The organism is Parabacteroides sp. PF5-6, assembly GCF_029504695.1.
Lineage (GTDB): Bacteria > Bacteroidota > Bacteroidia > Bacteroidales > Tannerellaceae > QVMG01.
Window position 1 is genome coordinate 447,014 of record NZ_JAQFIN010000001.1, and the last position, 13,852, is coordinate 460,865.

Here is a 13,852-nt window from a genome sequence, read left to right on the forward strand (position 1 = left end):
TTACTTTTTATTGTTCCCGAAGCAGAACAGTGTTCCTTTTGCGGTTAGAATCATAAAATGATCTTTGATGATCGCGGGCGAGCCGACGATTTGTTCACCGGTATCGTATTCCCAAACCAGTTCTCCGTTGTCGGCGTTCAGGATGGAGACGATACCGGTTTTCGTGCATACGATGATTTTATTGTCGCATACGACTGGAGAGCTTTCGCCTACCTTTCCTTTCAAGAGGTATTTCCAGTTCAGTTTGCCGTTCATGCGGCTAATGGCATGGAGGTACCTGTCGCCGGAGAAGAAGTAAAAGGCGTCACTTGAAATGGCGGGCACAGAGACGAATGAACCGTTTTCGCTGTCTTCGGAGATGATTTTCTTATGGCGGATGATCTTCCCATCTTCCAGCATCAACTTATAAATGTTTCCGGAGTAATCGCCGATATAACAATAATCCCCTTTGATGGCCGGCGAGGCGGGCACATAGGCCTCGAGTTGCAAGGAGTCGGTCGAGAGGCCTGTTTTACAGTCGATGATCCGCACCCAGGCATCACATCCGCCGAAGATGACATGACCTTTCCACAGGGCGGCGGCACCGTTGAGGTAATAGCCCGATTCAAACTTCTTGAGTTCCTCTCCGTTTTTGGCATCGAGGCAATAGAGGTAGTTGTCGTAACTGCCGAAGACAATAGCTTTGCGGCCTGAGAATTTCATCAGGTTGGGTGAAGCGGAGATCTGCCCGAGCGTTTCATATGTCCACACGGTATCTCTCCGGGCGAGGGAGATGGCGGTCATGAAACCATCGATCCGTCCGATATAAAGGATGGAGTCGTAGATCATTGGGGTTGCTTCTACCGCGGTCTTAAGGTCGTATTCGAAGACCAGTTCACCGTGTATGTCTACTCCTCTGACCAGCCCTCTTTTGTCAGACCAGTAGGTCGTTCCGCTGTCGACCACAGGCGAAGAGACGGTTCGTGTGTCTCCTTTGTAGCTCCATTTCAATACCGGTTTTTCGGGGAGTGGCGTGTCGGTATATCCACTCAGCGTCGGATTGCCCCGGAAAAGCTTCCAGTCCATGGAACCGGTATTGACCGGGGTATTGACATTCCTGTTGCAGGCAGTTAATAGAACAACCCACAAGAGGCAATGGTATATGGAGGATAAGATCTTTTTTGTTTTCATAACTCACTTCCATGATTCGTTTTCTTTCAGATAAATAGCGCCGGTAGGGCAGAGGGCAGCGAATTCATCTCCGATATGGGAACGGTTCGCTTCGGGAAGAACCACCTGCATGCCGAATCCGCGGTCCTGGAAGGTGAAGCCATTCGTACTGTTATAGACGCAGAGGCCGCAGCGGATACATTTCGCCGGTTCGAACCAGAGATGTTCGGATATCTGTTGCTTTTCCATCACCGGAAGGGCGGTAGAGGCTTCGTAACGCGGACGTTTGATGCCTTCGGCCGTCGCGTACCGGCGCAGTTTGCAGTCCGTCCGTCCGGCACAGGCGCAATGCAGGCAGCGGGAAGGGGTGGTGACTGTCTCTTTTAATCGCTCTTTCTCTTTCGCCGTGAACCGGCCCAGGCGGGAATAATACTGGTTCTTATCGTTCTTCGGGATGGGCTGCCCTTCCTGTCCGGGCGTTTCGGTGGATCGGGCGATAACGTCTTGGATGATCTCCCGTATGGCCACCGCCTGATCGATGGAACCGCGCCGGCAGGCTTTCTCACAAGGGGCTTTGCAATCGGTACAACCCACTTCCGGCAATGCAAAAGCCGCGGCGATCAGGAGATGAGCTTTTTCCATCTCTCCCGTATCATAATACGCCAACATCCGTTCCACATCCAGACCTTTGGGGCAGACCATCGAGCAAGGTGCCTCGCAATCGGCCTTATGGTCGCTCAATAAGAGCTCGAGTGAGAGGGTGCGCACAAGCTTCACCTCCTCATTTTCCGTATCGATCTGCATGCCGTCGGTCGGATAGGTCGTGCACGAAGGGATGATTTGCCCGTTTGCCGTATTCCGGACGGCACAGACCATGCAGGACGATTTATGCCGTGCCCCCGGGGCGTAGCAGAGGGAAGGGATCGTATATCCGACGCGCCGGGCCGCTTCCAGGATGGTTTCTCCTTCCCGGATCTCAACCGCTGTATTGTTTATTGTCAGTTGCATATCGATACTTTTTGAATCGCGTTATACTTACATTCGTCAATGCAAAGGCCGCATAAGACACAATCCTCTACGTTGATGGTATGTACCTCATAGGGCGCATAGGGAATCGCTTCTACCGGGCAAGCTTTCGCACATTTGGTACAGCCGATGCAGTCTTCGGTAACCACGAACTTCACCATCTCTTTGCAGGTGCCTGTTTTGCAGCGTCCGTTCACATGTTCTTCGTATTCGTGGCGGAAGTATTTCAGGGTAGTCAATACCGGGTTGGGTGCTGTCTTGCCAAGTCCGCAAAGAGAGGATTTCTTTACGTTCAATGCCAGTTCTTCCAACTTATCAATATCTTCCATTACGGCTTTTCCGCTGCAGATCTTATCCAGGATGTCGAGCATGCGGCGGATCCCTACCCGGCAGAAGGTACATTTGCCGCAAGACTGTTCGCAGGTGAAGCTCAGGAAGTACCGGGCCATATCAACCATGCAGTCGCTCTCGCTCAAGACGACCAACCCACCGGAGCCCATCATGGCGCCCATCTGGTTGAAGGCATCGAAGTCGACCTGCACGTCGCAAAGATGAGCCGGGATGCAACCGCCCGACGGACCACCGATCTGTACGGCTTTCAGTTGCTCTCCGCCTTCCACACCGCCGCCGATCTCGTGGATGATCTGGTTCAGGGTAACGCCCATCGGCACTTCGATCAGTCCGCCATGGCGCACCTTCCCGGCCAGGGCAAACACTTTGGTGCCTTTACTATGGTCCGTTCCTATTCTATTATAGTAATCCGCGCCGTTACGAAGGATATAAGGGATCTGACTGAGCGTCTCTACGTTGTTCACCAAGGTGGGTTTGCCGTACAAGCCCTCTATCGCGGGATAAGGTGGGCGCTGTTTCGGAAAACCGCGTTCCCCTTCGATCGAAGCGATCAGTGCGGTCTCTTCACCGCAGACAAAGGCACCGGCGCCTTCGAATATAGAGATGTCGAAAGAGAAGTCGCTTCCGGCAATATCTTCCCCGATCAGGTTTTGTGCGCGGCACAACTCAATCGCTGTACGGATCCGAACGACCGCCAACGGGTATTCGGCACGGACATAGAAGATGCCTTTGTCGGCCCCTACGGCATATCCGGCGATAAGCATGCCTTCGATGATGCGGAAGGGGTACGACTCCAGCATCATCCGGTCCATAAAGGCGCCGGGATCCCCTTCGTCTCCATTGCAGATCACATATTTCTCTTCTTTCTCGGAAGCGGCAACGATCTCCCATTTCTTTCCCGTAGTAAAGCCGCCTCCGCCCCGTCCACGGATACCGCTCGACAGGATACTCTCGATCACCTCCTGCCGGTTACCGGAAGCAAGGACTTTCTTCAATCCTTCGAATCCGCCGGACTCCGTGTATTCTTCGAGATTCAGTGGGGCAAGGAAACCATAGCCTTCGGTGGAGATATGTTTTTGTCCCGAAAGAAAACGATCGATCACGCCGGTTCGTTCCGCTTCTGTTTTCCAGATCACATTTTCCCAGGTGGTATCCGTATGGAAGGTGTCGATCTGATTGAATAGTTTGTTCTTCAACTGCTTCAACCGTCCGGCAGGTTGGAAGTGATGATATAGAATCTCTTTGATCTCGGCAGCTTTTACGTTGGGGTAACGGGTAACTGTGCCGTCGGGAAGCACTACATCGATCAAAGGCACCTTATTACATACGCCCACGCAACCGACGGATTTGATATTGACCTCGATCCCCAATTCAGCGGAAGCCGTATGTAGTTCTTTAAGGATATCGGCCGAGCCACTTGCCTGGCAACAGGAACCCATGCCCAGGCGTATCTCTCCGGCCACTTGCCGCAGCGCGTTTGGGGCGGAAGCTTGTTCTTTTTTCTCTATCTGAGCCAGGAAGTCCTCGATCACTTCGTTGACCTTGCCGGGCAGGACATGGCCGTAGATCTTTTCATCGATCTGCACCACGGGAGCCAACGTGCAGCAGCCCAGGCAGGCAATCTTTTCGATCGAGAACAACTGATCGGCAGTCGTGATCGAGTCGTCTTCCATCTTCAGTTCCCGGCGGAAAGAGTCGTACACATTGCCTGCCCCCTTGACATGGCAGGCCGTTCCCGTACATACCTTGATCAGGTGTTTGCCGTAAGGAATATGACGGAACTGGGAATAGAAGGTAGACACACTGATGAGTTGTGCCCGGTCGATCTCCGTACGTTCATAAATCCGTTCGACAGCCTCCGACGGCAGGTAGCTGAATTCTTCCTGCAGGGCTTGTAATAGCGGGATAATGATCTGCCGCGACGTGCCGATCCGATCGATCAGGGCATCGACACGGGCAATCATTGCCTCTTGGGTTTCTATTGGGTTGTTTTCACAATGACACGCCATCTCCGTTTGCTATTACACAGTAAATACTTTGTTCGGTACGCACCACAATCTTACCGTCCGTAAAGGCAGGTGTGGCAAAGGTCCGCTCGCCGGTTTCAAAGGAATCGATCAGATTGAACTCGTCGTTTGCCGAGAATATATACATCTTGCCATCGTTGCTGAAGAGGTAGATTCGGCCTTCGGCAATGACGGGGGAAGAATAGAATTCGGTGTTCAGTTCATGTTCCTTGCGCAGTTCGCCGGTCTGGGTGTCGAAGGAAGCGACTACACCGTAGCTGGTGGCCAGGTAGAGGTTGTCTTTTGTGGCCACGGGGCTGGATACTTCCGGCAGGTATTCCGTACTCTCCCATAAGAGGCTGCCGTCGGCACCGTTGATCGCCACCAATTTGGCATATTCACTGGCTCCGAAGATGATGCCGTTGGCGCTACACGCGCTGGATGCCACTTCGCCACTCAGACATTCCACCCGCCAGAGCTGTTCGCCGTTGTTCGGATTGTAACCGGTGATGGCCGGATTGCCCATTAAGACCAGTTGGGGGCTACTGCCTACCGTCGCAATGATAGGCGAGCTCCAGGTCACCTTCTCCGTCCGGTTCTTGCTCCAGCGTTCGGTGCCGGTTGCCAGATCGAAGGCGGCCACCTTCGGCGCGTTCTGGTTGTCGTACTGCACAATGAGCACATTGCCGAAGATCAATAGGGAAGAGGCATAGCCATAATGGTTTTCGGGAACGCCCAGGTTTTTTGCCCAGAGCTGTTTGCCGTCCCTGTCGGCACAGATCAGATCGCCGGTGGCAAAGATGGCGCACACCTGATTGCCGTTGGTGGCTACTGTCGAAGCGGCCAATCCGGTATCTTCCGTTGTCTTGGGTACTTGGGCCGGGGAACCCGGGATATTCGTGGCAGCCAATGACCAAAGCTTTTCGCCGGTGTTCAGGTCGTAGCAATACAATTCGCGTGCCTGCTCGTCGGCACCGGAGAAGAACACCCGGTTGCCATGGATCACCGGCGAGTTGTATCCTTTGCGCGGGATCTCCTGTCGCCAGAGAATATTGGTGCCGCTCTTCAGGTCCCATTTGACGGGAATGCTTTTGGCTGAAGAAATGCCATTGGAGTGATTTCCCCGGAAAGCGTTATGGGTGACTTTCGATACTGCCGGTTGTGGGGCGGCCTCGGCAACGGGTGTTTCTGTTGTTTCGGTTTCCGGTGCAATCGGAAGCGTCTCTTCCGCCGGGGTATCTTCTTCTGTTTCGGTAGGGACCGGCGCCGGAGTCTCGGCGATGACTTCATACGTTACATCTTCCTGCGCCAGGCTCACGTGTTCGGTCTCTTTGTGCTGTTCCCCTGTTTGCGACGGGCGCAGATAAGGCGAAGACAGGATGACAAAGACCAAGGCGACGGCTGCCAGCCCGGAAGCGCCCCAGATCACATACTTACGCGCCTGGGTCTTGATCGCCCATTCGTCGATCGGATCAATCGCCTTATCGGGGATATCCTTGTCGCGGGCAAAGTAAAAGCGCGAGCAGATAATGAACACCGCCAGCATGCCCAACAGGATATATACCCCGGCCATCAGATGATCCATCCGCACAAAATAAGCTTTGCGCGCCAGGAGATCCAGTTGGCGGATCTGTTCCTGCAAAGCCGGGTTATTGGCATTTGTGTCGTTCAACTCTTTGAGTGTTTCCACCACTTCGGTCTGCAACGGCGTCGCTCCCCTCACCTGAAAATAGTTGGTGATCAGCATGATGGAGAAGGCCACGATAAAGATGGCCGAGACAATAAGTATGTTTCTGAGAACTATCTTTTTCATTTCCGTATCAAATTAGTAGGCTTTATCTTGTTTTGTGGACAATAACTGAAACATTTGGCGCAAGCCACGCAGGCTGCCTGATCGATCGCGTACTGTTTGCGGGAGCGCTTCAGGGAAAGATTAATCAATGTCAGCCCGATCACCAGTCCGATCAAGGCGCCGGCAATCGCTGCGTACAACCGGAAATCCGCCTGCACGGCATTATACCGCTGCGTCAATTCTTCGATCGTTCCTCCCTGCCCGTAAAAAGCTTCGAGCTCGACGGAAAGGATATCCTGCGGATCGGTTTCGTTTTGCACCACCAGATCATATAATTTTACGTCTTTATGCACCCGGCTGAGGTCGCCACTGACCGACTGCAACAGGAAAGCCCCGACAGCAATTATCAACGGCAAGAGGATAAAGTAGTTCGCGATCCGGCGTACGCCCATCGGCCGGCTCTCTTTGACCTTGTTATCGTAAGGCGCCCGTATGGCATCTACCGGACAGGCGTTATGGCAAAGCTCACAATTGATGCAGGGCTTCTTCGTCAGCTCCACCTTCCAGATCGATACGCGCGAGAAAAGACTAAGCAGCGCCCCGTACGGACAAATGAAGCGACAGAACGGTCTACCCGTAAACACCGCCGCGAGAAGCAATAGCCCCCCGAAGATAATCAGTCCCAAATCGCCCCCCAGGCGGAAGATGCCGATAAACGGATCGAACCGGCAGATGATAAAACTGCTTCGTGTCACGGCATAGAGTAGGGCAAAGATCAGATAGAGCCAGGGGATCATGCCCAAGACGGCAGTCAATGCTTTGGGCAACCGGTAATTCTTTATATTCACCAGTTCCTGCAAAGCGCCGAACGGACAGACCCCGGCGCAGAACACCCGGCCGAACAGAAAGGCAAACACGATCGGTAACATAAAGAAAAGGAATACCGACAAGGGCAATACGTAGGTATTGTCGACCAATGCCAGGGCAATATTCTGAATCGAACCGATACTGCATACGCATCCGCTGCGATAGAAGCCGAAATAAGCCACCGAGACGACCGATACCCAGAGGATAGGCTTGCGCGTTCGCTTTTTGATGACCGCCCAGGCCACAATACTCATCAATACGACAAGAAGAATCAAGTCTAAAGTAACCCAAAGGGTCTCATCGGGCACCGGATAAGAGATGTCCGGATACTGGTAGCCCGACTCAAAATCAGGTTTGGGGAACCTGTTCTGCGCCGCTGCCAATGTAGGCAGTAAAAGGGATATGGAGGTCAATATCTTCTTCATCAGTCTTTCAGTTTATAAGCGAAGTCCAACGGCACACGCGTAATTGCTCCGGAGGCACAGACGGTAGCGATCTTACATTCGTTACAGTCTTTGCACAGGTCGCGTTTGATTTGCAGGTAAAGGGATCCGTTGCCAAACGAGCTGCACCCTTTCACACATTTGCCGCAGCCGTTGCACAGGTCTTCGTCGATCGTATATTCAAAATAAGGATCTTCCACGTACTTCCGAGCGATAGCGCCCGTGGGACACATCAGGTTCTCGGCCGCCGTGTTCAGCTCTTTCACATTGGAACGGTAGTATCCGCCACAAAGGTCGCAATAACCGCATACCTTATTGGCATGAATACATTTGACCGCCGAAACCGGCAATACACAATGCGTCTCGCAACGTCCGCATTGGGTACATTTCTGCGGATCGATCTGCCAGTAATGGCTGGCCTGCCGGCCTTTGGCTTTATATACCAGTCCGCCCGTCACGGCAAGGATACTTCCTCCCGCCACGGCCGACCCAACGATCCGCAGGAACTTCCTTCGGGCGATAGGGCTGTTTCTATTTTCGTCGTTTTGCTTCATCCTTATTCCTAAATCTCATACAAATAAAAAAAAACGTGTAAACTTTATATATGGGTTTACACGTTTTGTGGAGGGAAGCCCCTCTTGCAGGATAATTTCAGATTATCTTTTGTAAAGCTCTTGAAGCCTTTCGTATACTTCTTCGGAATCCATGCCAGAGACACCCGCACGTATTTCATCCATTGTTTCTCTTACCGCAGCAATGCGTTCTGCGTACGTATAGGCTAAGCCGGGAATACGTTCAGAAAGCGGGTTGTCAATAACTTCCGGATCCCAGCGTACTACCATGACTTCATCTCCTCTTCAAGTTCTTCCATTGTAATACTTAAGCCGAGCCGATGTTGCTCCTCCGCCCTCCGCAGAGAAGCCATACGCTCCTCATGCGTATAGGGGAGGCCGGGAATGCGTTCGAAGGGAAGATTATCAATGATCCTCTCGAGTTCTTCCGCATCCATTTCCAGTTCTTCGTTCTCTGTGTTGAGTATTTCGCGTGCCAGTATTGCCTTTTGCGCTTCCAATTCTTTCCGATCCATATCTTTTTTGTTGGTTGGTTATCAACAACAAAGGTACGAATAAAACGTGTAAACCAATATGTCAAAGAACACTTATCTTTTCTCTGCCGATGCAGAGTTGAATATCATATTGTCAGGCCTTTCCGCAGCGGGCAGTTCCTGACACCGCAGACGGAACAGGCTGTTTCTTTCGCCAGGGTTTGATCGTAACGGAAGGTGGAGACTTTGTTCTTTCCGGCGATGAATAGTTTGTCGTCCTGTACCTTTACGTCGTAAGCAGCATTGCCTCCTCCGAGGGCTTTTGTGTCGAGAAGCACGTTGCGGAACGTTCCGTCGGCGCTGTAACAACTGATTCGCGGATTGCCTTTCTCCGAAGTAATAATTTCGCCGGAAGAGGTATATGCCAGATGAACCGGATTGCAGCATCCGCAGAACATACCTGTTTCATTTCCTGCCTGACCGAAGGCACCCAGGTAGTCGCCTTCCGGCGTATAGCTCTCTACCTGATGCCGTCCGGGGTTGGAGCAATAGACTACGCCGTCGGCATAGGTGATACCGAACGAATAGCTGGGAACGATAAACCGGTTAGGGCTTTGAATAAACCTGACCAAGCCGCCTTCCAAGGTGTATTTGCAGATGTTCTTGCCGGCCGCGTCCGTAACGAATACCGCATCGGGGCTTACCGCAACCGCACAATAGTCGGACTCCTCGCTGCAAGCTTCCCAGTCGCGCACCGGTTCGCCGTTTTCGTCGTACACCTCGATACGTGCCGGAAAGAGCAGATAGAATAGTCCGTCTGCCACAGCGATATCGCGCAGGTGGCTGCCTATGGCGAAGTTATTTAGTAACACACCTTCCTGGGAATAGATATACACCTGGTTGGCCGCGGCAACAATCAGTTTATCGCCGGACAAGGCAAAGGCATCGATCGGATCGGGTACCGTAAATGCCGATACCGGCCGGTAGGGAGATGTCCCGGTTGCCTCCCGTGTCGACAGGATGCCCTCTGCCAGGTTAGGGTTTCTCCTTTTCATCAGCAAGACCGCCGAGACGCCCAATATACTGCCGCCGGCCAGGATCGATCCGCAGAGCCGTATGAATTCTTTTCGTGAGATCTTATTCTTCATCGGATACAATGTTAAGACATTTGACTACATGGGCATCGCGCACGATCAGCCTCCCGTCGGCATACGCCAGCGGTCCCCAGGCATCGGCGCCGTCCATAATGCGTTGCTTCCGGAGCAGCTTCATCTCCCGTTGGCCCACTTCATAGACATAGAGCTCCCCGTCGTCTTTAAAGACAAACAGGTTGTTGTTGATCAGCAGATAAGGACCGAGCCCGAAGCGTTCGTCGGCCGCCGAGGTCCATACCGGTGAACGCAGGTTGGAAGGCGAATAACACACCAGCTTTCCCCGATTCGCGCCCCCGTCTTTCGGCATCACGCTGATGATCATATTGTTGTAGAAGATGGGCGTTTGCTGTTCGCTCGACAGCCCTTCACTGGGTTTGTACTGATCGGTTACGGTTGCCGTCCATTGATTGCCCGAACGGTCCACCTGCAAGAGCGCGCCTCCCGTGCCATAACCGGCGACCACGAAGATTTGGTTGGCCGATACCTGGAGTGGGGAAGGAGCAACGACAGACGGTTGCCATTTCGAGGTCTGCCACAAAAGCGTGCCCCGGTCGTCCGCCTCTGCCGACACTCCGCAGATCCCGCCTACGCCGATATAGACATAGGTCTTCTTGCCGGCGAGCGTCATCGGCATGACCGACGAATGCGACATCTTATAACCCAAGGTGTTTGGCGTCGTCCAGCGCGTCTCTCCCGTCAGGCAATCCAAGCCGGCCAATAACACCTCTTCGCCTGCCGGGGCAAGGATCAGGATGCCGTTGTCGACACGCGGGCATTGCCCGGTGTACCAGAACGGCACCTCCGTTTGGTACTCTTTCTGCATATCCACTGTCCACCGCAGATCGCCCGTCACCGGATCGCAGCACATCACATGCCCTTCGGGGCCAATTGTGATGATATAGTTGTCGCCGATCGCCGGAACCGTGCGCGAGAAGCCATGATTGCGTTTGATCGGCACGCGATACCACCGGCGCCAGAGTTCCCGTCCCGTCGCCAGCGAGAAGCAGCGGAGCGCATCCGAGCTCAACTGCTCGTTATAATCCAAAAGATAAACCCTGCCGTTGTAGATCACCGGCGCCGCATGCCCTTCGCCCGTCTCTATATTCCAAACTTCGGGATATTCGCCTTCGCCGGTGCGGATCGCTTCCGGCGTGCGGATCATATTAGTCGTTTGTTCGCCCCGGAAACTGCTCCATTTGCCCGTCAGCGAAGGGTTTTCGTCGAGGACTTCATATTGCATAAAGAATTCGCCGATCAAGACATCGTCGGCTTTGCGCGCTGTTCCTTCCGGACGGTTATCGGCACCCGGAGCCTGGATAGTAAGGTCCGCATAAGGCGCATAAAGATGCCACCCGACGATCAATCCGGTGTAAAGAACTACCGTAAAGGCGGTAATACCATATACTATCCTGTTTCTTTTCATATAAAATGAAGTCTTTTAAACTATTCTCCGTTTTTTTTAGCTTTTGCCCCGCCTTGGCAAAACTTTGCCAACGTCATGGCAAAACTTTGTCACCACCTTGGCAAAACTTTGCCTTCACCATGGCAAAACTTTGCCACCGCCTTGGCAAAAATATGATCCGGCGGCAATATCTGTATTCTACTTTATTTTGTATGCCATCAAGGTATCTCCGTGGCGCACATACAGAACCCCTTCGTGAATCACGGGATGCGCCCAATGCTGTCCGGTTCCCATTGTAATGGGGAACTTACTGATGATCTCGAACTTCTCCGGATTGGGTCTGACCAGCGCCATCTCTCCCTTTTCGGAATAACAATACAACAGGCCGTCGGCGGCAATGATATTGCCCACGGCCAATGTATTGTCGGCATAGACGACTTCGCCCGTTTGCCAATCCACACAATACCAGTTCGTGCGGTTGCCCGGGCCGTACACATGGTCGCCTACCTTCATCACGTGCCCCATCGTATGCCCCAGCTCCTTCATCTCCCAGACGGGCGAGACCTTCCGTCCGCCGTCGGTCAGGCGCAACATCAAGGCGCCCTGCCCGTAGGCGCTCATAAAGAGCAAACAGTTATCACTATAGACCGGTGTGTTGGGATGCTCGCTGAAACGATTCGTATGGGCGTACGACCAGAGCATCTTGCCGTTGGTCGGATCCAGGCCCAGGATATGATCGCCCATCATAATGACAATTTGCGGCACTTCCTGGTCGTCGAGAAAGATCGGCGTGCCGTATCCGGAGATTCCTTTCATGCCTTCGGACGACCAGAGCAGCTCTCCGGTGGTTTTGTCGAGCGCCACCACATTATGCGTGGGGCCTCCCGGGGCGATGATCAATTTCTCATCGAGGATCAGCGGCGGACCGTTCCAACCGTGCTTCGTATTCTCCGCACCGTAGTCGGCCGCGTAGTTCTTTTTCCACAACAATTTCAAGGTCTGCATATCGTAGCAGTACAATTCGGCTATGCCGCTTACCACATAGACTTTCCCCTGGTGAGGGATCGCCGTACTGCGCGTACCGATGAAGTTGTCGCCGGTAAACTCCGTACCGTATTCTACTTTATTGAGCAATTTCCCTGTCTTATCCAGGACATAGAGGTAACCTTTGGCGTCGGTAAAGCCGGTAACAAACAATTTCTCCCCGTTTATCGAGACCGAAGAAAAACCCAGATCCAGCCCATCGAAATGCCAAAGCAGCTCCGGACCATCGGCCGGCCACGACTGCATCAGTCCCGTTTCGTTATAGATGCCCGTATGGTCGTTTCGCCATCCGATCTGCGCTCTGGCACACAAAACAACGCTTGCCACTAAAAGCAATAAAAAACTCTTTCGCATATCTTCTTGTTTTACTGTTTAATCTGGTAAGCCATCAAGGTATCTCCATGACGCACATACAACACTCCGTTATGGATCACCGTATGCGCCCAATGCTCTCCCGTACCCAGGGTAATGGGGAATTGACTGACGATATCGAACTTCTCGGGCGTCGGTCTGACCAGCGCCATCTCGCCTTTGTCGGAATAACAATAGAGCATGCCGTCGGCATAGATCACATTACCCATCGCTAATCCTTTTTCTTTGTATTGGTTTACGCCGGTCTTCCAATCCACACAGAACCAGTAGCGGTTGTTATCGCCCGAAGCATAGGCATAGTCGCCGATCTTCACCGCACCGCCGAATTTGGAGTCGAGTTCTTTGTTTTCCCATACCTGCTCTACCTTGCGGCCGCCGTCGGTCAGGCGCAACATGATGGAACCCTTGCCGTAGCCGTAGATACACAAGAGCATATTGTCGCTGTAGATGGGCGTATTGGGATGGATATCCCGTTGATTATTGTAGGGAAACGACCACAGCTTTTCACCCGTCCGGGCATCGATGCCCAACACATGCTTGCCCATGATCGTTACGACCTGCGGAACCGGCTGATCACCCAGGTACAGGGGCGAACAATAGGCGGCCAGGTCGCCTTCTCCGGCACAGGTCCAGATCACCTCGCCGGTGTTTTTATTCAGGGCGACTACGTTGTTCTTCTTGCCCGGAGTGATAAATACTTTGTCGTCGACCACCAACGGTGATTCGTTGATGCCGAAGCGCAGGTTCTCGCCCTGGAAATCATGGATGATACTTTTCTTCCATAGTGTGGCGAGTGTACTCTCATTCAGGCACACCAGATCGCCTTCCCCGCTATAAAGATAGATCTTGCCTTCACTGATGGTGGGCGTACAGCGGGCACCGACATAATTGGTGGTCCATTCCGGGCCGTAGATCTTTTTGTTGAGCAATTTCCCGTTTGCATCAAAAACAAACAGGGTGCCTTGTCCGTCGACCGATCCGGCAACATAAATTTTACCGTTCGCAATGGCCACAGAAGAGTAGCCTTCGCCCAACTGATCGAAATGCCAAAGCATCTTCGGACCGTCGGCAGGCCATGATTTCATTAATCCGGTCTCGTTATAGATCCCGGTACGGTCGGTTCCGCGCCATTGAATCACCTCCTGGGCGGAAAGCGAAAAGGTAAAGACCGATAAACAAAGGATAAGCGCTTTTTTCATGA

12 protein-coding genes are annotated in these 13,852 nt (G+C 52.8%); all 12 read right to left on the minus strand.

Annotated features, from left to right (window positions below; all coding sequences use genetic code 11):
- Positions 1-1,170 (minus strand): PQQ-binding-like beta-propeller repeat protein, encoded by a 1,170-nt coding sequence (locus tag M2133_RS01755; protein WP_277464238.1) that lies wholly within the window; start codon positions 1,168-1,170, stop codon positions 1-3.
- A 3-nt stretch (positions 1,171-1,173) separates the two neighbouring features.
- Positions 1,174-2,157, minus strand: coding sequence for a 2Fe-2S iron-sulfur cluster-binding protein (locus M2133_RS01760; protein ID WP_277464239.1), 984 nt, complete (start codon positions 2,155-2,157; stop codon positions 1,174-1,176).
- On the minus strand, positions 2,148-4,535 hold the full coding sequence (locus M2133_RS01765) for an NAD(P)H-dependent oxidoreductase subunit E (protein WP_277464240.1): 2,388 nt from the start codon (positions 4,533-4,535) through the stop codon (positions 2,148-2,150). Before M2133_RS01765 ends, M2133_RS01760 begins: the two co-directional genes overlap by 10 nt.
- Positions 4,519-6,345: a PQQ-binding-like beta-propeller repeat protein gene (locus tag M2133_RS01770; protein WP_277464241.1), complete on the minus strand. Its 1,827-nt coding sequence runs from the start codon at positions 6,343-6,345 to the stop codon at positions 4,519-4,521. The genes M2133_RS01765 and M2133_RS01770 overlap by 17 nt, the downstream gene beginning before the upstream one ends.
- Positions 6,342-7,616, minus strand: coding sequence for a 4Fe-4S binding protein (locus M2133_RS01775; RefSeq protein WP_277464242.1), 1,275 nt, complete (start codon positions 7,614-7,616; stop codon positions 6,342-6,344). Before M2133_RS01775 ends, M2133_RS01770 begins: the two co-directional genes overlap by 4 nt.
- Positions 7,616-8,188 (minus strand): ferredoxin, encoded by a 573-nt coding sequence (locus M2133_RS01780; protein ID WP_277464243.1) that lies wholly within the window; start codon positions 8,186-8,188, stop codon positions 7,616-7,618. The genes M2133_RS01775 and M2133_RS01780 overlap by 1 nt, the downstream gene beginning before the upstream one ends.
- Positions 8,189-8,290: 102 nt before the next feature.
- Complete coding sequence (locus tag M2133_RS01785; protein ID WP_277464244.1) at positions 8,291-8,476, minus strand: hypothetical protein; 186 nt, start codon at positions 8,474-8,476, stop codon at positions 8,291-8,293.
- Positions 8,470-8,721 carry a hypothetical protein gene (locus M2133_RS01790; RefSeq protein ID WP_277464245.1) on the minus strand — a complete coding sequence of 84 codons (252 nt, stop codon included), beginning with the start codon at positions 8,719-8,721 and terminating at the stop codon, positions 8,470-8,472. The genes M2133_RS01785 and M2133_RS01790 overlap by 7 nt, the downstream gene beginning before the upstream one ends.
- Positions 8,722-8,825: 104 nt before the next feature.
- Positions 8,826-9,827: a hypothetical protein gene (locus M2133_RS01795; RefSeq protein WP_277464246.1), complete on the minus strand. Its 1,002-nt coding sequence runs from the start codon at positions 9,825-9,827 to the stop codon at positions 8,826-8,828.
- Entirely contained in the window at positions 9,817-11,256 is a 1,440-nt protein-coding gene (locus M2133_RS01800) for a PQQ-binding-like beta-propeller repeat protein (RefSeq protein ID WP_277464247.1), read from the minus strand. Before M2133_RS01800 ends, M2133_RS01795 begins: the two co-directional genes overlap by 11 nt.
- A 177-nt stretch (positions 11,257-11,433) precedes the next feature.
- Positions 11,434-12,633: a PQQ-binding-like beta-propeller repeat protein gene (locus M2133_RS01805; RefSeq protein ID WP_277464248.1), complete on the minus strand. Its 1,200-nt coding sequence runs from the start codon at positions 12,631-12,633 to the stop codon at positions 11,434-11,436.
- An 11-nt stretch (positions 12,634-12,644) separates the two neighbouring features.
- A complete protein-coding gene (locus M2133_RS01810) occupies positions 12,645-13,850 on the minus strand; it encodes a PQQ-binding-like beta-propeller repeat protein (RefSeq protein ID WP_277464249.1) in 1,206 nt (401 codons plus the stop codon).
- Between the last annotated feature and the right edge of the window lie 2 nt (positions 13,851-13,852).

What these genes read in the sequence shown, in the direction of transcription:
- M2133_RS01755 (WP_277464238.1), bottom strand. Translation starts at nt 1,170, where the DNA reads ATGAAAACAAAAAAGATCTTATCCTCCATATACCATTGCCTCTTGTGG.
- M2133_RS01760 (WP_277464239.1), bottom strand. Translation starts at nt 2,157, where the DNA reads ATGCAACTGACAATAAACAATACAGCGGTTGAGATCCGGGAAGGAGAA.
- M2133_RS01765 (WP_277464240.1), bottom strand. Translation starts at nt 4,535, where the DNA reads ATGGCGTGTCATTGTGAAAACAACCCAATAGAAACCCAAGAGGCAATG.
- M2133_RS01770 (WP_277464241.1), bottom strand. Translation starts at nt 6,345, where the DNA reads ATGAAAAAGATAGTTCTCAGAAACATACTTATTGTCTCGGCCATCTTT.
- M2133_RS01775 (WP_277464242.1), bottom strand. Translation starts at nt 7,616, where the DNA reads ATGAAGAAGATATTGACCTCCATATCCCTTTTACTGCCTACATTGGCA.
- M2133_RS01780 (WP_277464243.1), bottom strand. Translation starts at nt 8,188, where the DNA reads ATGAAGCAAAACGACGAAAATAGAAACAGCCCTATCGCCCGAAGGAAG.
- M2133_RS01785 (WP_277464244.1), bottom strand. Translation starts at nt 8,476, where the DNA reads ATGGTAGTACGCTGGGATCCGGAAGTTATTGACAACCCGCTTTCTGAA.
- M2133_RS01790 (WP_277464245.1), bottom strand. Translation starts at nt 8,721, where the DNA reads ATGGATCGGAAAGAATTGGAAGCGCAAAAGGCAATACTGGCACGCGAA.
- M2133_RS01795 (WP_277464246.1), bottom strand. Translation starts at nt 9,827, where the DNA reads ATGAAGAATAAGATCTCACGAAAAGAATTCATACGGCTCTGCGGATCG.
- M2133_RS01800 (WP_277464247.1), bottom strand. Translation starts at nt 11,256, where the DNA reads ATGAAAAGAAACAGGATAGTATATGGTATTACCGCCTTTACGGTAGTT.
- M2133_RS01805 (WP_277464248.1), bottom strand. Translation starts at nt 12,633, where the DNA reads ATGCGAAAGAGTTTTTTATTGCTTTTAGTGGCAAGCGTTGTTTTGTGT.
- M2133_RS01810 (WP_277464249.1), bottom strand. Translation starts at nt 13,850, where the DNA reads ATGAAAAAAGCGCTTATCCTTTGTTTATCGGTCTTTACCTTTTCGCTT.